Raw genomic sequence first — 21,639 nt, 5'->3', positions numbered from 1 at the left:
ATTAGTATGACAAAACCTGTTTACTGGCCCGGAGAATGAAAATGGTGCTGTCTGTTGGCGTTGTTGCCCACGACCGTCGCAAACGCGAAATGGCTGACTGGCTGGAAAAACACAAGGATGTATTCGCCAATATGCGCATCTTTGCCACCGGCACCACCGGGCGCGTATTGCAGGAACGGTTTACTGAGCTGGATGTCCATCCGCTTAAAAGCGGCCCGTTTGGCGGCGATCAGCAATTGGGTTCGATGATTGCGCACGGCGAATTACAGGCCATGTTCTTTTTCACTGACCCGATGACACCCCAGCCCCACGATGTCGATGTCCGCGCCCTGATCCGGCTGGCCAACATGTATGAAGTGCCGATTGCCTGCAACCAAAGCACGGCCGATCTTTTGATCAGCAATCCGAAGTTCGAGGAAATCTGTGAACAATATCGCAACCATTCCCCCGAACAGGTCTTTGCCGATTACAGCAACCGCAAGGTTTAGCCTCCACTCCAAACGGCCCAACAAGACGTTTTCTGCGCCGGAGCGCCCCCACCCGCCATGCAGCTCGCCTATGATGTCATCGCCGCGATCTTTCCGATCTTTGCCGCCATTCTGGTTGGTGCGGCCTTAAAGCATTTCTTGATTAAAACCGCCGATATCTGGGCCGGGATTGATCGGCTAACCTATTATCTGTTGCTGCCATCGCTTCTGATCGTCGAGATTTATCGCGCCGATTTTTCCAGCGGCCATGCAGGCACCGCCGTCGGTGTTACGCTTGCTGCGACACTGGGGCTTTCTGCGGCCCTGCTTTTGCTGCGGCCGGTGATCACGCGCGACACGCCGCTTTTCACATCCATCTTTCAGGGCTCGGTACGTTACAACAGTTATGTCCTGCTGGCGGTTGCCGATGCACTTTACGGGGCGGAGGGATTGGCGCTTGCCATCATCTTTGTTGCGGTGATGGTGATTGCCACCAACATGCTGGGCGTTGTGGTTCTGAGCGCCTTTAGCAGTGGCAAAAGCAACCTTAAGCGGATCATTGCAGGTGTTCTGAAAAACCCGATCATTATTGCCGCCGGGGCTGGTGCAATCCTGAATGTGAGTAATATTCACGTTCCGTTGCCAATTGAAAATACCGCCGCCCTGTTCAAGACAGCTGCCCTGCCGCTTAGCCTGCTTTCGGTCGGGGCGGGTTTACGCTTTGTCATGGATAAAAAGGCCGTGGGCGCGATTGCCCTTGCCACCACCATCAAGCTTGCGGTTTTGCCGGTTATCACCGGCGTCTGCCTGTATCTTGCCGGTGTCGATGGCATGGTTCTGGCGATGGGGGTTCTTTATGCCAGCATGCCGTGTGCGGGCAATGCCTATATCCTGGCACGCCAACTCAATGGCGACCCGGAGGCAATGGCATCGATCATCACGCTGGAGACGTTACTCTCCGCCTTCAGCGTCGCTGTCATCGCCGGTGTATTGAGCATCAATTGAGCTTGCATGCGCGGCGTATTCGCCTGCGTAACCGCACGCTTCGAGCCCTGCGCGCATCAGTTCTGGCGGCGGGGCGTCAACAATTACCGGATCACGGTCGGCATGGAACGGAACGATGATCTGGCGCGATAGCAACATCAGGGTCGGCGGCGCACCAAAGACCGGCGGTTCATCGCCACGGCCGTAAAACGGGTCACCAATCACCGGGTGCCCGACATGATCAAGATGCACACGCAACTGATGGGTCCGCCCGGTATGCGGGATCAGTTCCAGCCAGGTAATGTCCTTGCCATCTGCGTCCTTACCACGGCCGAGCACGGTATATTCGGTTTTTGACGGCTGACCATCTTCATGCACCAGCATGGTCCAGCCGCTTTCATCATTGATCTTGCCAATCGGCGCATCGATAAAGCCGTGATCATCTTTCATCGCACCACGGACCACCGCCCAATAGGACTTGCCGATTTTCTTTTCGGTGAACAGGCGGGTGATCTTTTTTGACGATTTTGGATGACGACACAGCAACAGACAGCCGGCGGTATCACGGTCGAGCCGATGGGCCAGCGTCGGTTCGGGCTGAATGCCAAATTTCAGATCCGGCAGATAGGCATCAACATGAAAATAGGTTTTCGGCCCACCATGCGAGGCCAGCCCGGGCGGCTTGTTCAGAACAATGATGTTGGAATCGCGGTGCAGAACATGCGCGATCAGGTCGTCTGCAATCGGATGGGGCATGGCGTGGCCTTTCATTTCGGGTCTTGGCCCGTGAGCCCCTGCTTACCCCATCAGACCTTTGCGGGCAATGATCATGACGTTTGATCCGCAGATCACGCCAGTGCGTAACAAGAAGGGAGTATTAGTTTTTCAACCTGGCTTTGGTATCAATCATGAAGACATCCATGGCATATCCGGTCAAATCGCTATTTGCTGCCTGCGCCTTTGCGGGCGGTATCGCGCTGTCTTCCAATGCCTTTGCAGCCGATGCGCAATCATCAACGCAGCCCAACACCACACCCATTGAGCAAGCGCGCCTTTCCGAGGCGTTCGATGGCCCGGAAACGTGCCGCGAATTTGATGCCATCCAGCGATATGGCAACGAGCTTCGCTTTCAGATCCGGCGTAATGACTCCCCGGTTGGAAGCCACATCGTGCAGTTCAATCAGGGTCGCGATGGCCTGCAGGTCGTTGCCCAAAGCAATATCGATATCAGCTTTTTGGGGTTTAATGCCTATAGCTTTGACTATCGATCTGAAAGCTTGTGGCAAGGTGACCGCCTGGCGGCCCTTTCGGTGCGGGTAGATGATGATGGTGACATGACAGAGGTGGTCGCCAAACCTGATGCGCAGGGCACACTCGTTGTCAGTGGTCCGGAGGGGGATCAGGCATTGCCAAACGGGATTTTCCCGACCGATCACTGGCATTGCGGTGTGTTGGATAGCAAAGCGGTCCTTAATACCATCACCGGTAAATCAAACGCGGTCGATATCAGCGCGAACGAGACGGAAACACTGCAAACAACTAACGGCACGTTGCGCGCCACCCGTTTCACCTATGACGGCGAACTTGAAACCACCGCATGGTATGATGCCGACGGCCGCTGGGTCGGTCTTGCCTTCGAGGCACGCGACGGATCGCAGATCACATATCGTTGCATGAATTGCGCGACGCAAACCGCGCAAAAGGATGAGGAATGAAAAAGCACTTCCAGACCATCTGGATTATCGGGGCGTCTTCAGGGATTGGTGCCGCATTGGCACGCAAACTCCATGAAAACCCGACATCCTCCGCACAAAAAATCATCATTTCGGCCCGAAATTCCGACAAACTCGATGAACTTGCGGCTGAAATGCCGGATTTAACCCCGGTTCCGGTCGATATTACCGATACAAATGCGGTGAATGGTGCGATTGCCAAGGTTGAAAAGCAGTTTGGCCTGCCTGACCTGGTTGTTTTGGCAGCTGGTATCTATTCCCCGATGAAGCTAAGTGCGTTTTCAGCCGCCACCATCCGCAGCCACGTAGATACCAATTACATGGGCATCGTCAATTGCCTGGAGCCGCTTTTGAACAAGATGCGCGCGCGCAAATCTGGCGAGATTGCCGTTATGGCATCGGTGGCAGGTTACCGCGGTCTGCCCAATGCCGCGGCCTATGGTCCGACAAAGGCCGCCCTGATCAATCTGTGTGAATCCCTGCATACCGAACTGAGTGGCAGTGGCGTTTTGCTGCGTGTGATCAATCCGGGGTTTGTTAAAACACGGCTGACCGACAAGAACGATTTTGAAATGCCCTATCTGCTCGAACCGGAACAGGCCGCCGATTACATCTATCGCGGGCTTTGCGGCAGCGACAAATTCGAGATTGCCTTCCCGCCCCCATTTGTGCGGCAATTGAAGCTGACCCAAATTCTGCCATATCCGATTTTCTTCAAACTGATGCGTAAGCTGCTCTGATCATGAACGACATCATCGACGCCAAGCGCCAGTTGCTGGCAACTTACGCAGACTATTACGAGAAACTGTCGCTTGAGACTGTTGATCAGTTAAAGGAACTGGTGACAGACGATTTCGTCTTTTGCGACCCGTTCACGACTGTCAGAGGTCCAGACGCCGTTTGTGCCTATCTGGCCAAGGCGTTTACCGATGCGGATCATCCGCGCTTTATCGTTACCCACCGTGCGATCGATCAGGATCTCGGATTTTTACGCTGGCGCTTTAGTGCGCGGGTAAAGGTGATCGGCAACTGGGAATTTACCGGTATGTCAGAGGTGACCTTTAACGACGATGGCACGCGGCTGGCATCGCACTTTGACCACTGGGATTCCGGCCAGAACTTCTATGCCAAAATCCCCGTACTGCGCTGGTTTATTCAGCGGCTTGCGCGACGCGTTGGGTCTTTGTGAAAAACAGCGTTACTTCGCCGATCTCAAAGCCCCATTTCTTGACCCGTGCCCGGTTGACCAGAACCCCATCGGGTTGCAGGAACATCCAGTCGTCGAACGTCACACGCCAGGCGCCATCACCGACCTTAAGATCCATATCATAAGACCAGTTCAGCGCATTGCCGTACTGACTGCCAATCGCCTTGCCGACGATATCGTCCGCAAGCCCTTCATAGCTGTGTTCATCGGTTTTGCTGATTTTCCAGACACGGCGGTCTGTTTCGCCGTCGTCATAGATAAAGTCTTCTTCAAGTGTCAGAACACCATCTTCAACGGTTCCCGTTATTTCGACGGTGAACTGACGACGCAGGGTTCCGAAACGATCTTCGAAAATTCCCCAAGCCCGGCTGTCGCCTTCGAAATAGTCAAACACGTCGAAGCGGGGTTCTTTTTGCGCAAAATCCTGCGGTTTCATCGACCCACATCCGGCTAATAGTACCAAAACACACAGCGCCATGAAGTTCCGCAGCATCGATTTTCTCCTGTCCTGACAATCCCAAGATCAATCATTGCGGCGTGAAAGGCGCCGACGAATGGCAACCTGATGCGTGCTGTCCAACGGAAAGCGCCACATCATCCCGATTGCTCCTGCCTTCAATACGATGGGGATCACCGCATAGATCAAAACCAGCACAACCAATGCGCCAGTTTTTTCGTCTCCTCCGTCGGTCAGACCAAATGCCCCCAATATCGGAAAGGCAATCCCGGCGGCAAGCGCCATGGCAAGCTTGTTGGTCATGTTCCAAAGGGCAAATAAAAGGCCGGTGCGCCGTACCCCGAACCGGTAACGATCCCAGTCATCGACATCGGCCTGAATGGCGGGTGGCAAAGCCAGATCCGCGCCCAGTGCCGCCCCGGTAACAAGACATATGACCGCAAAGGCACCGAAATCCCCGGCATCAAGGATCGGCACAAAGGCAAAGGCGACAATCGCCATCACCATGGCAAAACACCAGACGCGGTGCTTGCCAATGCGGCCGGCCATCACAACCCAAAGCGGAATGGCAATGATCGCCGCGGCGAAATAAAGCAGGATCAGGATATTCTCGCTGTCCTGATCAAGTTCGAGGTAATAGCGGACAAACAAAGGAAAACACACGGCCGGCAATCCGGCCGCCAGACCATTGATCATCCATGCCGCAAGCAGGCGCATGAAAAGACCATTGTCACGCAGGCTTCGGGCGCCCAGGCGCAAAGTGGCCCAAAGGCTTCCTCTGCCAAAGCTCGTTCGGCTTGTGCGTTTATGTTGCGCAACCGGATCGGGCACCTTCCAAACCAGAAGGGCGACAAATACAGCCCCCAGTGTCAGTGTCACGGTGGCAAGGGTTTGAATTTCGGCTGCGCGATCCGGCGCATTGATCACCACCGGAATGGCCCCGGCCAATACAATCCCGATCAAGCCCGCCCCTTCACGAAGGGCAGTAAGCGTTGTGCGTTTTTTATAATCGCCCGAAAGGTCCGCCCCCCAGGCAAGATAGGGCACCTGAAACATCGTCCAGCCGAGAAACAGCACACTCGCCCAGATCAGGAGATATATCGCGCTCGGTTGGGATGGCGGACTGAAAAGATACCAAAGCCCGATACCGGCTATCACCGCCCCGGCACCGGTCCAGATTTTGCGATTGCCGGTCTTGTCGGAAAGCCAACCAACAACGGGGTCGGTCAGCATATCGATCATGCGGAGCAGCAACAAAACAACACCCGTGACCGCCAACCCAAGGCCAAGGTCATCGCCATAATAGCTTGGCAACAACACATAGGCCGGGATGGTCGGCACGGCTGCTGCCATCGCCGGAAGCGCATAGAGAACCGAAATACGGGTGGGGTATTCAGCCTGTCGCATTTTCGCGATGTTCGATCACGAACAGCCCGACATCGATGGAGCCCTGATCAAATCCGGTTTCGCAGTAGGCAAGGTAGTATTCCCACATGCGTTTGAAACGCAGATCAAATCCCTGTTTGGCAATGCCATCCCAGCCATGCTGGAAGCTGCGCTGCCATTCGGAGAGTGTGCGGGCATAGGATTTGCCGAAGAATTCCGAATGACGCAGTTCGAGCCCGGCGGCACTGACCGCCGCCGACAGCGCAGTTGGCGAGGGCAACATGCCACCCGGGAAGATGTAGCGCTGGATGAAATCCGCCCCGCGGCGATAGGTTTCAAACCGGTCATCGTCAATCGTGATGATTTGCAATACTGCCTTGCCGCCCGGTTTCAGGCGTTTGCGGATCATCTCGAAATAGGTTGGCCAGTGTTCTTCACCGACCGCCTCGAACATTTCGATCGAGACGATTTTGTCGTACTGGCCTTCTTCATGGCGGTAATCGCGCAGAACGATTTCGGTGCGGTCGCTAAGTCCCTGCATCAAAAGGCGTTCGCGTGCAAAGGCATGCTGTTCATTCGACAGGGTCAGACCGGTGACATTGCAACGATACTTGCCCGCTGCAAGTTCGGCAAAGCCGCCCCAGCCGCATCCGACTTCCAGCACATCTTCGCCTGATTTGAGTTCGGCAAGTTCGCAAATACGTTCATATTTCGCAGATTGCGCCGCATCCAGGGACATGTCGGGCGCGGTATAGAGGCCCGATGAATAGGTCATGCTGGGATCAAGCCATGCACGATAGAAATCATTGCCGAGGTCATAGTGATAGGCAATGTTGCGCTTTGATCCTTCAAGCGTATTGGCGTTGCGCAAATGTCCGATCCGCGCCACTGTGCGTGCCAGAAATCCTGCAGCCAGACGTGCCCGCACGATCGTTTCATTGTGCATGGCAAAGTGCATCAGATGCGTCAGATCCGGGCTGCTCCAACTGCCATCCATATAGGCCTCGGCAAAGGCAACATCCCCTCCCGTGGCCAGTTTGCGGATCGCCTGCCAGTCATGGATATGGATCGCCGCGCGCAGATTGGTTTCATGTTCGCCGGAAAAATGCAGGGTGTCATTATCGGGCAAAACAATGGTCAAACGACCGTAATGTAGATGCGCCAGAACGCGCTTGAGCATCGCCTTTAGAAGACTGCGGCTGCCGGTCATGCTGCCCAGCATCGGCAGAATGCGGTCACGCAATGAAAAGGCGGAAACGGATGCATTACGATTGCGGTTTGGCATTGTTTTTATCTCTTCCCTGATTGGGCCGCTGCTGTCCCGGCTTCCAGCACATAGGTTACAGGCTGCTCTGGCGGTGCTGGTCGTTTATGGAATGTCATACCCTTGCGCCAAAGATGGAGCGCCTCCCAGTGGATACCTGCCACGACCTTTAGGGTCATCAGTGGATATCGAATGAAGGCTCCTAAAAGTTTACGGTCGGAAAGTTCGGTTCGATCACCGACAAAGGCAGCATTCAAAAACAGACCTTTTGCGTCGGTTTCGCGAATGGCAACCGCGACATTTTCATCGGGCATGCGAATGCGGAAATGATAGTCCGCGACCATGTCGATAAAGGGCGAGACGTAAAAACCCTTCGCACAGGACTGGCGCAGCACGTTCTTGTCATCAAGTGCGCCTTCGCTTACCGGGATCAGGTAACTGTGCCGATCCCCGAAGGTGTTCGAGACCTCATACAGAACCGCTCCCACCGATCCGTCAGCACGATGGCAGAAATAAACCGAGAGCGGATTGAACACAAAACCCAGCAAGCGCGGATAGCACAACAGCCGGATCTTGTCCGCGCAATCACCAAGCCCGTGATTACTCAGAATTGACTCCAACCGGGTGCGCAAATCGGTGGCACCCCCGTCGGCGTGATCGCGGTCATGGAATGAAAACAGGTTAAAGCGATTGCGACTGAACAATTTCAGCTTGGCAGCAAGGCCATCAATCTCGTCGAGATCAAGCAGGAAGGAAAACACCCGATAGCGCAGTTTGTGCTTTTTCGGACGCAAACGATGATGCGTGACCACCCCTTCAAACAGGGCCGATGCCGGTTTTGTCGCAACAGGACGTGTCATGCAGCCTCGCTTGATTGCGAACGGGCTGTTTCGCCAACATGAATACGGCCGCTTTCATTTTCGACATTCCAGGGGCGTCGCACATTGCCAAGGGCCTCGGCAACCGCAAGACCCGATTGAATGCCATCTTCGTGGAAGCCATAGCCAAAGTAACTGCCGCAGTACCAGATGTTATCGACACCTTGGATCGACCAGAGTTCCTTTTGTGCTGCCATTGCGCCCGCATCAAACAGCGGATGATCATACAGGAAGGACCTGATCACACTGCCTTCTGCCGGATGGCGTGGCGGGTTCAAGGTCACGAAAAGCGGCTGGCCCGGATCAAGATGCTGCAGGCGGTTCATCCAGTAGGTCACGCAGACTTTCTGTTCGCCGTCATGATCTTCGGCCAGATAGTTCCAGCTTGACCAGACCTTCTCGGTCTTTGGCATCAGGCTGGCGTCATTGTGCAGGATCGCCAGATTGCGTTCGTATTTGAACGCCGAAAGCAGTTCGGCAGTGCGCGGATCGGGTGTTTCCTGCAATGCAAGCGCCTGATCACCATGGCAGGCCAGAACGACGTGGTCATATTCTTCACGTTTGCCATAGCGGTCCTCGACAAACGCCCCACCGGATGCGGTCTTGCCGACCTTGGCAATGGCGCGATCAAGAACCACACCGCCGGAAATCTGTGCTGTCATGCGTTTCACATATTCGCGTGATCCGCCAACCACGGTGCGCCATTGCGGACGATCCTTGATCTGCAACAGGCCGTGGTTCTGACAGAACCGCACGAATGCCGCCAGCGGATAGGCCATCATGGTATCAACCGGCGTTGACCAGATGGCTGCCCCCATCGGCAGCAGATGGTCATTGATAAAGGATTTGGAATAGCCATTGTCGCGCAGGTAATCGCCAAGGCTGATATGCTCAGCCGTGCCGTCTTCAAGGGCCGCCGGGGCTTCGCGATAGAAGCGCAGGATATCGCGCACCATTTTCCAGAAGCGCGGACGGAACAGGTTGCGTTTTTGGGCAAACAGGGCCGAAAGATCACCACCGCCATATTCCAGACCGCCCTCATCCATTGAAGCCGCAAAGGACATGTCTGTCGGGGTTGTTTCAACGCCCAGATGATCAAACAGGGCACACAGGTTGGGATAGCAGCGGGTGTTATAGACAATGAAACCGGTATCGACCGGGGTTTGCCCAGCATCAACCGTGTTGGAATGACCGCCTGCGCGATCATCCTTTTCATAAAGCGTCACGTTGTGTGACTGGCTCAGCAGCCAGGCAGCAGACAAGCCAGATATCCCAGACCCGACAACGGCGATATTGAGTTTTCCCGGGGTGACAATGTTCATATCGGCGCGGCCCGCTTACTGTTACTGTGTGACATTATTTATATGAGTACGCGGATCTGTAATTTGCGGATCACTCGGATTATTTTGGATTTGTTTGCCTGAACAGATTGTAAGTGTCTGGTAGGAAACATACATTTTTATTTGATCCGAATGAACGTGGCCGACGTAGGAATTGCATGATGAACACAATTCTGGCGCGGCCCCAACAGGGACCTGAAACAAAAATGAGCGGCACCACACCACGACGCACCGGGCCAGCCGATCCGGTCGAAGCGAAAAGATGTGCCGATTGGATTGTTTCCGTCGCAGCGACACGCGACCGGGAAGCATTTGCGCGATTGTTTGCGCATTTTGCCCCGCGCGTGAAAGCTTACATGTTCCGGTTTGGCGGCAATCCCGAGACCGCCGAGGAAATGGCACAGGAAGCAATGATGCAGGTTTGGCGCAAAGCGCACCTGTTTGATCCTGCGAAGGCAGCCGCCAGTACGTGGATTTTTACCATCGCCAGGAACCTTCGGATTGACCGGTTCCGGCAACGCAAACATATCGAGGTAGATGATTCCGACCCGACTTTGATTGTTGACGAAGATCCGCTGGCAGATGACGTAGTCAATCGCGACCAGGAGGCCGTCCTTGTCAAAGCCGCAATGGAAGAATTACCCGCCGACCAAAAGGTAGTTGTTGAATTGTCGTTTTTCGAAGATTGCTCACACAGTGAAATTGCCGAGCGTCTTGATATCCCGCTGGGAACTGTGAAGTCCCGTTTGCGGCTTGCGCTTGGCAAGTTGCGTGGCGGACTGGAAGGTGTCGCATGAACATTAAGCATCATCCAACCGATCAGACATTGATGGAATATGCCAGTGGTTCGCTGTCGCAAGCGATGGAGCTGCTGGTGGCAACCCACATGACCGTGTGCCCGCATTGCCGGGACAAGGTCAGTGGTTACGAAACCATGGGCGGTGCCGCGCTTGAAACCACGAACAGCATGTCGATGGCGGATCATTCGCTTGATCATGTCATGGCGATGCTTGAACGTGAAACAGCGAACGAAAACATCGTTGCGCAAGAATTGCCGTCATTGCGTCGTGTTGCGGTCGGTGAAAGCATTACCGGCAGTGCCATGAGCGCCCTGCCAAGGCCGCTTGCCGATTTGCTGCCCGACGATGTGACGTCGCTTGATGATATTCCGTGGAAATCGCTTGCACCGGGTGTGAAGCATTTCCAGCTGAAATCCATCGAAAGCAAGGGCACCGTGCGCCTGATGAAAATCGCACCGGGTGTTTCGATCCCCGATCACGGGCACCATGGTCATGAAATGACCCTGTTGATCAAAGGATCCTACATCGACGAGATCGGGCGGTTCCGGGCCGGTGATGTGGCAGACCTTGATGATGATGTCGATCACCAACCGATTGCCGACACCGCCGAGGAATGCATCTGTTTGATCGCAACCGATGCGCCGATGAAGTTCAATCGTCTGCTGCCGAAATTGCTGCAGCCATTCTTTGGCATCTGATACCTGTTACCAATGCGTCCCAACGCATCGAGGCCCCGCTGGCATCACGCCTTCGGGGCCTCTTTTCTTTGCAGCGGGTCTATGCGGCGGGCACCAGCCAGCGCATCTGATGGTTTGCCGGCCCCGGCAGTTTGCAGGTTTTCGCAAGCCAGTTTCCGATATCGCCAAGTTGCTGATCAAACTGCCACGGCGGATTGATGACCAGAAGGCCCGTACCGCGCATGCGGCCCTTGGCCCCACCCTGATCAGTGGCAAGTTCGGCACTTAAAACGCCACCCGATGCCTTGATCGCGGCAAACGATTTGCGAAGGTCGGCATCAAACCCATCCAACAGGATCGGGTACCACAGCATGAAAGTCGCCGTTGGCCATTTTTCCCAGGCTTCACGAATTGCCTTGGCGGCCTTTTGATAATCCTGTTTCACATCATAGCTTGGATCCATCAGAACCAAGCCGCGGCGGATGGCGGGCGGCATCATCGCAACAACACCCTCATAGCCATCGCGTTTGTGCAGATGAATGCGTGCATCACGCTTGACCCGGTGATGAAGCATTTCATGTTCACGCGGATGAAGTTCCATCAGGACCAGTTCATCTTCGTCGCGCAGCATATCGCGGATAATAAACGGTGATCCCGGGTAAAACGGCCCTTGGTAATCATCGCCTTCGCGCACGCCGTAATCACGGCCCTTCGCGACCGGATTGAACGCTTCGACATAGCTTAGGAATTGCTGCATCATTTCGGGTGCATTGGCACCGTTCTTGGCGCACGCATAACCGTCTTTCCACTCACCGGTTTTGGCGGCCTGTTCACTGCCAAGGTCATACCAGCCCGATCCGGCATGGGTATCAATCACGCAGAACGGTTTGTTCTTTTTGCGCAAATGCTCAAGGATCAGCCAAAGGGCGGCATGCTTGTGCATGTCGGCAAAATTCCCGGCATGAAAGCCGTGCAGGTAACTCAGCATGGCGGCTATCCTTTCTTCGGGCGCGAACGGTGGCGTGCAGGTTTATACCCGCCTTTGCGTGGACCTTTGCCCGCCTTTACGCCTTCACGCGCGATATTGGCTTTGTCATCGGCATTGGGGGCATTGGCAAGATCGGGCACCTGATTGCGGCGCGGCGGCTTGGCCGAACCGGGGGATAGCCTTCGATGGGTGGCAGGCGGTGCATCGACCTCGATCACCTTCCATTCGCCGGGTGCCAGACCATCGAGCGTCCAGTCCCCGATGGCATGCCGGATCAGGCGCAAGGTCGGAAAGCCAACGGCGGCGGTCATGCGGCGTATCTGGCGATTTTTACCCTCAGTAATGGTCAGTTCGATCCAGCTTGTCGGGATCTCCTTGCGATAGCGCACCGGCGGATCACGTTCCCAAAGCCCGGCCGGTTCATCAATCCGTCTGGCCTTGGCTGGCAAGGTCATGCCGTCTTTAAGCTCTACCCCGCTGCGCAGGGCATCAAGTGCGGCGTCAGTGGGTTCGCCATCGACCTGAACCAGATAGGTTTTGGGTTTCTTGAATTTCGGATGGGCGATCTGGGCGTTCAGCGGCCCGTTATCGGTCAGAAGCAACAAACCCTCGCTATCGCGATCAAGCCTGCCGGCGGCATAAACGCCGGGCAGATCGATATAGTCGGCCAAGGTCGGCCGTCCGTTTTCACGGTCGGTGAACTGGGTCAAAACGCCATAGGGTTTGTTAAACAGGATCAGTTGCGCCATGGCGCGCATAAAACCAGCTTTGACGAGGCTGTCAACTCAGTTCAGCCCCTAATCGCGGATGAGATATTCCATGGTGGTGACCACCCGCACGGTCTTGTTGATCTGGTTGGCTTCCATCATGTTGGGGGCGCCATCGGCGGCCAATATCTGAAACAGGCCTTGTGTCGCACGGCGAATACCGCCAAGTTCACCGCCGGAATCCGCGGCAAATTGCTGGGCTGCTTCGCGGGCGTTGGCGGTGGCAGCCGCGATCATTTCCGGTTTGATGTCATTAAGACCGGTGAACAGATAACTCGGTCCCGGGTTATAGCCCTGCCCGCCCAGAACAACACCACCCTGCAACAGTTTGCCGATATCCTGGGATGCGGCAACCACCGCATCAACATCATCGGTGCGGACCTGAATGGTCTGATTGACGATATAGCGGCTTTCAATCGGCCCGGACCGATAGGACTGGGCAAGTTGATCGGTTACCTGAAGGTTTTGCAGCTCTGTCGCTTCGCGACCGATGCCGTGGCTGGCAAGAAATTCAAACAATGTGTTGGTATCAGCATCAATCTTGGCCTGTGCATTTTGCAGCACATCATCAGTCGCAACATAGGTAATCGGCCAGACGGCCTTGTCGGCCTTTACATCGCGTTCGGCCAATCCCTTGACCGTGACATAGCGATCAAGGGCACGCATGTTCTCAATGCCAGTTCCGACCAGCCAGCCCGATGCGGCCAGTCCCCCGGCGACAACGATTGCCGCGACAACTTTGGCAAATCCAGATGATTGCGACATGATGCAGTTCCCCTGTCCGGTTTCGGGCGATATCGTAAACATGATATCACATTGTATGGTTTTCACTGTATTGCGCTGAAAAACGGCGATTGCGGGGCAGCTTTTGATGGAAACCGCCAATACCCGCACTCTGAAATCGAAATGTTTTGAATGCATTCAAAAACTATCGCATTCACCATTCGGGCGTGGTAAAACCCGACCCAATCAATCATGCCAAATGCCACAAGAGGTCAACCATGCTGCGTTCTGAAATCAATGCCTGTATCGAGCATGCCAAGGAACTTTATGCATCCATCGCATTCAGACTGCCGGAATGGGCGCATTACAGCCCGGCGCAATGGGAAGCCGAACCGGATCTGGCAAAATGGTGCCGCAACCATCAGATGGGCTGGGATGTCACCGATTACGGCGAAGGCAATTTTGAAAAGCGCGGCCTGATCCTGTTTTGCCTGCGCAACGGCATCCTGCGCCAGCCGGGCGAAGTGCCCTATGCCGAAAAGATCATGATCGTTGGCGAAAATCAGGAATGCCCCTGGCATTACCACAAGGTCAAAATGGAAGACATCATCGTGCGTGGTGGCGGCAATCTTGTGATCGAGCTGTGCAACCTGACCGAAGATGGCCAGATGGACCGCGAAAACGAAGTCCGTGTCCGCACCGACGGCAAACTCAACATCCTGCCCGCGGGCGGCAAGGTTGTTCTGGAACCGGGTCAAAGTGTGACCCTGCCGCGTACGCTGATTCACCGCTTCTATGGCGAAGAGGGCAAGGGTCCGGTGATCGTCGGCGAAGTGTCGCAGGTCAATGATGATCTGACCGACAACTACTTCTTTGATTGTGATGCGCGCTTTACCAAGATCGAAGAAGACGTCGCACCGATCCACCCGCTGTGGAACGAACTGCCAAGCAGCTAAGCGACTGTAAAAACCCGGATATCAAAAAGCCCTGCAGCAAACCTGCAGGGCTTTTTCGTATGTGGCTTGAAGTTCCCGAATTACTCGGCTGGCGGCAGGTCTTCCTTTTTGCCGAGAATCTGGGTGAATTCCGGCATGTCGCGGAGCGGCTCGAATTCTTCCTCGACCCAGGCGGGCTGGCGCATGGTATCAGACAATTCAACAGCACGTTGCAGGTCAGCAAGGGCGGCTTCCTTGAAACCAAGGCCAGCATTGGCACAGGCACGCTGATAGTAACCGTTGGCGTTTTCGGGGGCCTCCGCCAATAGCCGATTACAAAGGCTTAGTGCCCAGTCACGATCCCCGAGTTGCAAGGCAGCGTCCGCCTTGTAGGCCATGACTTCCGGATCACCCGGTGCGAGTTCGAGGATCTTGTCATAGGTTTCGATCTTTGCCCGCGGATTGCTGAGCTGGTTGGCTTGCAACCACAGGGCATGGATGGTCTGGGTGCGTTCGATCTCGTGCTGATGTTCGTTGATCAGTTTGGATTTCAACAGCAATTCGTTTTCAAGCGAGGTCAGACGCCCTTCGAATTCCTGCGACAAACGTTGCAGTTCGGTATTGGCCAGATTGCGCACGCTTGATTTCAATTCGCGCAGAGACTGCCATCCCAGCATGGTCAAAAGCGCACCGACGGCCGCCACGAAATAGAAGAAATAGGTCACGGTATTCGATGAATAGGAAATCGCCTTGTCGATGGCCTCAAGCTGCCGGTTAACAACTTCGCGCAGCAATTCGGCACGCATGCCTTGCATTTCGGTACGAAGGTTTTTCAACTCATCAAGCACATAGCGTTCCATCAGAGGCGGCATGTTGGACCGTTCCTCGGCCGACAGGGGACGGTAGTCGATCGATGGAACATCGGTCGTACTGTCGGTGACCTGACCATTGACCGTCGTCTGGTCTGTTGAACCGCTGGCCTGGGCGTTTGCAACGTCACCTGACAAAACAAAGCCCAACGCCACCACGACAGCAGCCATCAAAGCCGATAGTTTCTGCATCTTTTTATCCCGTTTTTCTTTTCCGGATCGAAGCCGTTTCCCGATGAAGGTAGCCTAGGGTCCAGACGTGAACAAACCGATAAAACTACAACCGCTGCGCTCTGTACGCGCATGTGGGAAAGCTGATATACTGCGTGTGCGAAATGCGCAGCCCAGACTTAAAGAAGTGCCTTTACATCCGACGATATCACTCCTTCAGGTTCCCAGGAATGCCTCAGCAAGAACAATACCGGCAGCGGTCATACGCGCTGTCGCGCGAAGCGCTGGAATTGATCAATGAATTGGGTTTGAGTGCAAACCCGATCAATTATGCTGTGTTCTTTGCCTATGTCGAAAAATCAAACGATGACCTTGTTGCGCTGATTGATATTCTGCGCGGCAACAAGCGTGCGTTGGATGATGTCAAATGCCACGAGCTTTATCAGCGGTTTATCGAGCCCAGTCGGGCAGAGCTTCTGCGTGAAACCATGTCCCATGATATGCACCGGCAGGTTTCCGATCTGATTGATCGACTGGCAAAAGGCAAGGACGTCATCAGCACTGCCGAACTCAGGAATGCCGCCCACGATCTTTTGGGGATGGAAAACCGTGCCAACGCGCAACAAAGTGCTAAAGGCGAGAACGATGCCGATCCGGCGCCGGTCGAGGTTACCCAGTTGCTTCTTGATCTTGAGGAAATGAAACGCGAAGCCCACACAGACGGGCTTACCGGGATTGCAAACCGCAAGGCCTTTGACGAAAGCCTCCGCGACGCAGCAATGACAACGATGGAACGGGGTGAGCCCCTGAGCATCCTTTTGATCGACATTGATCATTTCAAACGGGTCAACGACAAACATGGTCATCAAGCTGGCGACCAAGTCATCAGGACATTGGCCAAGACCCTGCAGCAGAATGTCAAAGGACGCGACACCACCGCGCGCTATGGCGGTGAGGAGTTTGCCGTCGTTCTTCCGGCCACGACGCTTGCGGACGCCATGCGGGTCGCGGAAAACATTCGCGCATCAATCGAGTCTCTTCATCTGAGAAGTTTCAATCGCAACGAAGATCTGGGCCGAATCACGGCATCTGTCGGGGTTGCGACATATCAGCTGGGTGAACCCCTGACCCGCGTGATAGATCGTGCCGACCAGGCGCTTTATCTTGCCAAGGCGAATGGTCGAAACTGTGTGATGAACCAGAATGATCTTCTGACCCAGCCGATCAATCGCGCAGAAAGCGCATAAGCGTCCCCCATCACAATTGACCTATTTTATCATGTGAAATCAAAAATCCCCCGCAATCCGGGAGGTTCGATGATTTAAATCAAACCTTTCGCATATGCGTTTGCATAGGATGTTGCCGAAACTTATGGCGACATAATTCTACTGCAGGCAATTGATGAGCGCGTACGGGTTTAATCACAGAACAGCTCAACAGCACAGCAACGCTGCCCACAAACTGATGGCAGAGTTGGGGGTGGTTTCGCACCCGGACAATTTCCAGCTGTTTTTCACCTATGTCGCGCATACGAACTTCGATCTTTGCCGCACGATTGACATTCTGCGCAGCAACCATCGCGAATTTGATGAAGCACAGTGCGAAGAGCTCCATACCCGTTTCTTCAGCGACAAGCGCGAAAACGAAATCATCGAACGCATTTCAAACGACTTGCGCGCGCAGTTGGGCAGCATCCTTGATACTGTTAACAAGGTCGGCGTCGACACCCGGAAATACAAAAAGGCGCTTGATCATTTCTGCTCCTATGTCGGGGACAAGAACCGCAACCTCAGCAATCTTGAACAGGCACTTCATACCCTTCTGGGCGCCACCCGCGAGATGGAGGGCGTCAACCGCAGCCTTGAAAGCCGGTTGACGAACAGTTCGTCGGAAATAAACCGTCTGCGCGAAGATATGGAAAACCTGAAACGCGAAGCCATGACCGACGGGCTGACCGGCATTGCCAATCGCAAGGCGTTCGATATGCAACTGCGCGATGGCATGATGCATGCCATGGAAGATGGTCAGCCGCTTAGCCTTTTGCTTCTTGATATTGATCACTTCAAAAAGTTCAACGACACCTATGGTCATCAGGTCGGTGATCAGGTGATCCGGCTGATGGCAGAATCGCTAAAACGCAATATCAAAGGCCAGGATACTGCCGCCCGCTATGGCGGGGAGGAATTTGCAATCATCCTGCCAAGCACGTCACTTGGCAATGCCGTGTTGTTTGGCAACAAGCTGCGTCAATATATCGAAAGCCACAAGGTCGTGACCAAAAGCGGCAAGACGATCATCAGCAAGGCAACCGCGTCAATCGGGGTGGCTGAATTCCGGCCCGGCGAACCGGCCGCCAAACTGATCGAACGGGCCGACAGGGCGCTATACTTTGCCAAGGAAAACGGCCGCAATCAGGTTGCAAGCGAACAACAGATTGAACAATCCAAAACCGCTGGCAAACGCGGGGAGCTAAAACCCCCGAGTTCCAGAGGCATCGCCGCCGAATAGGTATTTGCGCCACTGGCACTGACAAGGCCACGTTTTCCACGTATAAGCAGGTCCGAAATTCACATGAATGGATCTGACGGGCTTGAAAAAGATTGATGTTCTTGTCATCGGGGCGGGTGCGGCCGGCCTGATGTGCGCGATTGAAGCAGGAAAACGCGGAAGAACCGTCGTGGTGGTTGATCATTCGACCAAACCGGCGGAAAAAATTCGCATTTCCGGTGGTGGGCGCTGCAACTTTACCAATATCCATACCAGCCCGGAAAACTTCATTTCCGAAAACAAGCGGTTCTGTGTTTCAGCGCTTAAACGCTATACCCAGCAAGATTTCATTGATCTGGTGAACCGGCACAATATCGCCTGGCATGAAAAGACACTCGGCCAGCTTTTCTGCGATGAATCGTCCTTTCAGATCATTGACATGTTGCTTGATGAATGTGATGCCGCCGATGTGACGATCAAACTCAACACCGAGATTTCCAACATCATCAAACGCGATGATGGCGGCTTTGATGTCACCACGCGCACGGGCGCGCAATGGACCTGCTCATCGCTGGTTGTCGCATGTGGCGGCCTGTCGATCCCGAAAATCGGTGCCACCGGCTTTGGCTATCAGATTGCACGGCAGTTCGGCATCAATGTCATTCCGACCCGTGCCGCACTTGTGCCGTTTGTTTTCGATCCGGATTTGCGTGCGCGTACCGGTGAACTTTCGGGCATATCCGTTGATGCCATCGTTCAATGCAACAAAAAGCAATTCCGCGAAGGTTTGCTGTTCACCCATCGTGGTCTCTCCGGCCCGTCGATCTTGCAGATTTCATCCTATTGGAACGAAGGCGACAGCATTACGGTGAACCTCAACCCGGAAGAAGATGCGTTCGATCTTTTGAAAACGGCCAAGGGTGAAAACCCGAAACAGGCGGTGCACACGGTTCTGTCACGCATCTTGCCAAACCGGCTTGCCCAGATGCTTGCCGCGACCCATGGCCTTGATCGCCCGATTGGCGAAACCGGTGACAAGGCACTGCGCAAATTGGCGATGGATGTCAATCAATGGGCCCTGACACCAAGCGGGACTGAGGGGTATCGCACGGCCGAGGTCACGGTTGGCGGGGTCGACACCAATGCCCTTTCATCGAAAACCATGGAAGCGCGTGACGTGCCCGGCCTTTATTTCATTGGCGAAGTGGTTGATGTCACGGGCCATCTTGGCGGCTTCAATTTCCAGTGGGCATGGTCATCGGGCTGGTCTGCCGGACAGGTGGTTTAAACTGCCCTTCCGAACCCGCCTGATGCACTGATTGAATTCAGTGCGGGAACAAACGAGAAAACCAACCGTTTGAGTTGTAAGCGCGGTACAGATACCGCAGCAACAAATGTGAGGTTGGAACATGCTTGAATATGGTGGAATTATCGGACTTCTCGTCCTGATTGCCGATATCTGGGCAATCGTGAATATCATGGGCAGCGGTGCAAGCACCGGTGCAAAAGTATTGTGGACAGTACTTGTTGTTGTCCTGCCGGTCCTTGGCCTGATTATCTGGTTCTTTGCTGGCCCGCGCAGCGGACGCGCGACCGCTTAAAACCGGTTAAATCATTTCCCTCAATGACGAAAAAGGCCGACAGGAAACTGTCGGCCTTTTTCGTGGTTCTAAACACCCGCAGCAAAAATCACTGCACCACCAAGTGCAACCATCCCGATCCGCTGCCAAACAGGTCTGGGCGCTATCAGGCCATATGAAATGGCCGTCAAACCCACCGCGACCTTAAGCCCGGCGATGATCGCCCAAACCGGATCGCTGCCAAGTTCGATCAGCGTGCTGTTGGCGATCATTGCCAGTGGCACGATATAAAGCCCGATGCCAAGCGCCATCGCCGTTCCGGCGACCTTGAGCCAGTTTTCCTCGACCATGCCCGCGGCAATGAACACCGCCCCGCAAACCGGCGGCGTAATCGTCGATAAAAGCGCAAACCAGAACACAAACAAATGCGCCTGAAGCGGCTCAAGCCCGAGCTCTATCAAAGCGGGCCCGGCGACCGAAACACAAATCACATAGGCCGCCGTGGTCGGGACTTCCATCCCAAGGATCAGACAGGCAAGTGCCGTCAGCAAAAGAGCCGGCCACAACATGCCGCCCGATCCGGAAATCAGAAGCGAGGTGATCTTCACACCAAGTCCGGTCAGACCGAGAACGCCGATCACGATTGATGCGCACAAGATAATCGAACCGATCATCGCCACCTGACGCCCGGCATTAAGGCAGACATCGGCAAATCGTTGTCTGCTGCGCGGCAAATCAACCGTCAGGTCCGCATCAAGCAACAGCAAAGCTGCCCCGGCCAGAAGCGCCAGACAGGCGGCATATTGTGGTGTGTAACCACCGCCAAACATGCCCCAAAGCAAGATGGTAAATGGTACCAGGAAGAAGGCCGATGTGATCACGACCGACTGCAGGTTCGGGCGATCTTCCTTTGGCACACCGGGAAGGTCATAGCGCATGGCAAAGGCATTGATGCCAACCCAGACGGCCAAGAAATAAAGGACGGCCGGCAAGATGGCGGCGACCATGATATCGACATAAGGCTTGCCGGTAAGTTCTACCATGACAAACGCCCCTGCCCCCATCAGTGGTGGCATGATCTGCCCGCCACTGGATGCCACGGCCTCAACCGCCGCGGCCAAACGTTTGGGGTAACCAAGCTTGGTCATGGCAGGCAGGGTGATTGCACCGGTCGAGGCCACGTTTGCCGATGCAGACCCCGATATCGAGCCAAACAGCGCGGATGACACGACGGAAACCTTCGCCGCCCCGCCCTTAAGCCGACCGGCGGCGGCACCTGCGACATTCATGAAGCCCTGACCGGCTTCGCCGCCATTCAAAACCGCCCCGAAAATAACGAAGATCGCGACGATATTGACCGACACGCCGGTCAGGCTGCCCCAAAGGCCGCCCTCGGCGATGGTCAGGGTGCCCAGCATGCTTTCAACTGGCAACCCGCCATGCCCGAATTCGCCCGGAATATGTTGCCCAAACAGCGCATAAAGCAATGCAATTGCCGCCACCGTCGGCAACGGCCAGCCAATTGCCCGACGCGCCATTTCAAGCACAATCAGCAATAACGCTGCTGCCAGCACGATCTGGCTATTTCCCATCAGGAAGCCGTATTGATCGCCAAGCGTCTGATGATTGGCAACGATCCAACCACACCCAAGCAGACCAATCAGCGTCAGGATGATGCCAGAGATTTTCTGTGCACGGGTTTTGGCAACAAAGATCAGCGCCCAAGGCAGGGCAAGCGCCATGTGGATTGGGCGGCTTACAAGATTGGGAACCAATCCTGAAAAAATCAGCCACAGGTGAAAGGCAATTGAAACGGCGCCAAGGGCGATCCAGAAGGGACGAGTGGTGGCTGACATAATGTAAATGGCTTGTTTGACAAGAAACGGCCCGGCAAAACTGCCGGGCCTTGAACATGTTATCTGATCA

The 21,639-nt window shown here is 54.8% G+C and carries 23 protein-coding genes; 12 read left to right on the top strand and 11 right to left on the bottom strand.

Going from position 1 to position 21,639, the window contains the following annotated elements:
• Positions 1-41 precede the first annotated feature (41 nt).
• A complete protein-coding gene (locus AC5Q5A_RS19330; protein ID WP_064788696.1) occupies positions 42-488 on the top strand; it encodes a methylglyoxal synthase in 447 nt (148 codons plus the stop codon).
• 57 nt (positions 489-545) lie between these two features.
• Positions 546-1,472, top strand: coding sequence for an AEC family transporter (locus tag AC5Q5A_RS19325; RefSeq protein ID WP_493896305.1), 927 nt, complete (start codon positions 546-548; stop codon positions 1,470-1,472).
• Here the strand turns inward: AC5Q5A_RS19325 and AC5Q5A_RS19320 are convergent.
• On the bottom strand, positions 1,419-2,222 hold the full coding sequence (locus AC5Q5A_RS19320; protein ID WP_493896304.1) for an RluA family pseudouridine synthase: 804 nt from the start codon (positions 2,220-2,222) through the stop codon (positions 1,419-1,421). The genes AC5Q5A_RS19325 and AC5Q5A_RS19320 overlap by 54 nt on opposite strands.
• Before the next feature lie 149 nt (positions 2,223-2,371).
• On the opposite strand from AC5Q5A_RS19320, the gene AC5Q5A_RS19315 reads away from it, so the two are divergent.
• The 3 genes from AC5Q5A_RS19315 to AC5Q5A_RS19305 are packed head-to-tail and all read left to right on the top strand — an operon-like array spanning position 2,372 to position 4,373.
• Complete coding sequence (locus AC5Q5A_RS19315; RefSeq protein ID WP_493896303.1) at positions 2,372-3,166, top strand: DUF6134 family protein; 795 nt, start codon at positions 2,372-2,374, stop codon at positions 3,164-3,166.
• Positions 3,163-3,924, top strand: coding sequence for an SDR family NAD(P)-dependent oxidoreductase (locus AC5Q5A_RS19310; protein ID WP_493896302.1), 762 nt, complete (start codon positions 3,163-3,165; stop codon positions 3,922-3,924). Before AC5Q5A_RS19315 ends, AC5Q5A_RS19310 begins: the two co-directional genes overlap by 4 nt.
• A 2-nt stretch (positions 3,925-3,926) precedes the next feature.
• Complete coding sequence (locus AC5Q5A_RS19305; RefSeq protein ID WP_493896301.1) at positions 3,927-4,373, top strand: nuclear transport factor 2 family protein; 447 nt, start codon at positions 3,927-3,929, stop codon at positions 4,371-4,373.
• On the opposite strand, the gene AC5Q5A_RS19300 is transcribed toward AC5Q5A_RS19305, so the two are convergent.
• The 5 genes from AC5Q5A_RS19300 to AC5Q5A_RS19280 all read right to left on the bottom strand — a co-directional run bounded on the left by AC5Q5A_RS19300 (position 4,336) and on the right by AC5Q5A_RS19280 (position 9,698).
• Positions 4,336-4,827: a DUF3833 domain-containing protein gene (locus tag AC5Q5A_RS19300; protein WP_008889729.1), complete on the bottom strand. Its 492-nt coding sequence runs from the start codon at positions 4,825-4,827 to the stop codon at positions 4,336-4,338. The two genes, AC5Q5A_RS19305 and AC5Q5A_RS19300, sit on opposite strands and share 38 nt — an antisense overlap.
• A gap of 87 nt (positions 4,828-4,914) precedes the next feature.
• Positions 4,915-6,255: an MFS transporter gene (locus AC5Q5A_RS19295; protein ID WP_493896300.1), complete on the bottom strand. Its 1,341-nt coding sequence runs from the start codon at positions 6,253-6,255 to the stop codon at positions 4,915-4,917.
• A complete protein-coding gene (locus AC5Q5A_RS19290) occupies positions 6,242-7,519 on the bottom strand; it encodes a class I SAM-dependent methyltransferase (RefSeq protein ID WP_493896299.1) in 1,278 nt (425 codons plus the stop codon). The genes AC5Q5A_RS19295 and AC5Q5A_RS19290 overlap by 14 nt, the downstream gene beginning before the upstream one ends.
• A gap of 5 nt (positions 7,520-7,524) precedes the next feature.
• Entirely contained in the window at positions 7,525-8,358 is an 834-nt protein-coding gene (locus tag AC5Q5A_RS19285; protein ID WP_493896298.1) for a DUF1365 domain-containing protein, read from the bottom strand.
• Positions 8,355-9,698 carry an NAD(P)/FAD-dependent oxidoreductase gene (locus AC5Q5A_RS19280; protein WP_493896297.1) on the bottom strand — a complete coding sequence of 448 codons (1,344 nt, stop codon included), beginning with the start codon at positions 9,696-9,698 and terminating at the stop codon, positions 8,355-8,357. The genes AC5Q5A_RS19285 and AC5Q5A_RS19280 overlap by 4 nt, the downstream gene beginning before the upstream one ends.
• A 224-nt stretch (positions 9,699-9,922) precedes the next feature.
• Between AC5Q5A_RS19280 and AC5Q5A_RS19275 the strand changes: the two genes are divergently transcribed.
• Both AC5Q5A_RS19275 and AC5Q5A_RS19270 read left to right on the top strand, forming a co-directional pair.
• Positions 9,923-10,513, top strand: a complete 591-nt coding sequence (locus AC5Q5A_RS19275) for a sigma-70 family RNA polymerase sigma factor (RefSeq protein WP_063089255.1) — start codon at positions 9,923-9,925, stop codon at positions 10,511-10,513.
• Positions 10,510-11,214, top strand: coding sequence for a ChrR family anti-sigma-E factor (locus AC5Q5A_RS19270; protein ID WP_064781240.1), 705 nt, complete (start codon positions 10,510-10,512; stop codon positions 11,212-11,214). The genes AC5Q5A_RS19275 and AC5Q5A_RS19270 overlap by 4 nt, the downstream gene beginning before the upstream one ends.
• A 79-nt stretch (positions 11,215-11,293) precedes the next feature.
• On the opposite strand, the gene AC5Q5A_RS19265 is transcribed toward AC5Q5A_RS19270, so the two are convergent.
• From AC5Q5A_RS19265 to AC5Q5A_RS19255, 3 genes are read right to left on the bottom strand one after another with little or no spacing between them, the layout of a single operon-like run.
• Positions 11,294-12,181 (bottom strand): 23S rRNA (adenine(2030)-N(6))-methyltransferase RlmJ, encoded by an 888-nt coding sequence (locus AC5Q5A_RS19265; protein ID WP_493896296.1) that lies wholly within the window; start codon positions 12,179-12,181, stop codon positions 11,294-11,296.
• A 5-nt stretch (positions 12,182-12,186) separates the two neighbouring features.
• Complete coding sequence (locus AC5Q5A_RS19260) at positions 12,187-12,930, bottom strand: rRNA large subunit pseudouridine synthase E (RefSeq protein WP_493896295.1); 744 nt, start codon at positions 12,928-12,930, stop codon at positions 12,187-12,189.
• 48 nt (positions 12,931-12,978) lie between these two features.
• Positions 12,979-13,713, bottom strand: a complete 735-nt coding sequence (locus tag AC5Q5A_RS19255) for an SIMPL domain-containing protein (protein WP_120225862.1) — start codon at positions 13,711-13,713, stop codon at positions 12,979-12,981.
• A 236-nt stretch (positions 13,714-13,949) separates the two neighbouring features.
• Between AC5Q5A_RS19255 and AC5Q5A_RS19250 the strand changes: the two genes are divergently transcribed.
• The gene (locus AC5Q5A_RS19250; RefSeq protein WP_493896294.1) at positions 13,950-14,627 is read left to right on the top strand and encodes a D-lyxose/D-mannose family sugar isomerase; all 678 of its coding nucleotides are present in this window, start codon (positions 13,950-13,952) and stop codon (positions 14,625-14,627) included.
• An 80-nt stretch (positions 14,628-14,707) separates the two neighbouring features.
• Here AC5Q5A_RS19250 and AC5Q5A_RS19245 read toward each other — a convergent pair whose 3' ends face one another.
• Positions 14,708-15,667 carry a TPR end-of-group domain-containing protein gene (locus tag AC5Q5A_RS19245; protein ID WP_493896293.1) on the bottom strand — a complete coding sequence of 320 codons (960 nt, stop codon included), beginning with the start codon at positions 15,665-15,667 and terminating at the stop codon, positions 14,708-14,710.
• Positions 15,668-15,876: 209 nt separating this feature from the next.
• Here AC5Q5A_RS19245 and AC5Q5A_RS19240 point away from each other — a divergent pair, with 209 nt between their 5' ends.
• From AC5Q5A_RS19240 to AC5Q5A_RS19225, 4 genes are all read left to right on the top strand, one after another.
• On the top strand, positions 15,877-16,893 hold the full coding sequence (locus tag AC5Q5A_RS19240) for a GGDEF domain-containing protein (protein ID WP_493896292.1): 1,017 nt from the start codon (positions 15,877-15,879) through the stop codon (positions 16,891-16,893).
• A gap of 154 nt (positions 16,894-17,047) precedes the next feature.
• Positions 17,048-18,154 carry a GGDEF domain-containing protein gene (locus AC5Q5A_RS19235; protein ID WP_493896291.1) on the top strand — a complete coding sequence of 369 codons (1,107 nt, stop codon included), beginning with the start codon at positions 17,048-17,050 and terminating at the stop codon, positions 18,152-18,154.
• Positions 18,155-18,221: 67 nt separating this feature from the next.
• On the top strand, positions 18,222-19,421 hold the full coding sequence (locus AC5Q5A_RS19230) for a BaiN/RdsA family NAD(P)/FAD-dependent oxidoreductase (protein WP_120225784.1): 1,200 nt from the start codon (positions 18,222-18,224) through the stop codon (positions 19,419-19,421).
• 121 nt (positions 19,422-19,542) lie between these two features.
• Positions 19,543-19,734 (top strand): PLDc N-terminal domain-containing protein, encoded by a 192-nt coding sequence (locus AC5Q5A_RS19225; protein WP_008889714.1) that lies wholly within the window; start codon positions 19,543-19,545, stop codon positions 19,732-19,734.
• Between the two features lie 68 nt (positions 19,735-19,802).
• Here AC5Q5A_RS19225 and AC5Q5A_RS19220 read toward each other — a convergent pair whose 3' ends face one another.
• Positions 19,803-21,569, bottom strand: a complete 1,767-nt coding sequence (locus AC5Q5A_RS19220) for a TRAP transporter permease (RefSeq protein WP_493896290.1) — start codon at positions 21,567-21,569, stop codon at positions 19,803-19,805.
• Positions 21,570-21,639 lie beyond the last annotated feature (70 nt).

It is taken from the genome of Thalassospira sp. CA1 (assembly GCF_059052855.1).
This window is presented reverse-complemented; position numbering and strand designations above follow the sequence as displayed.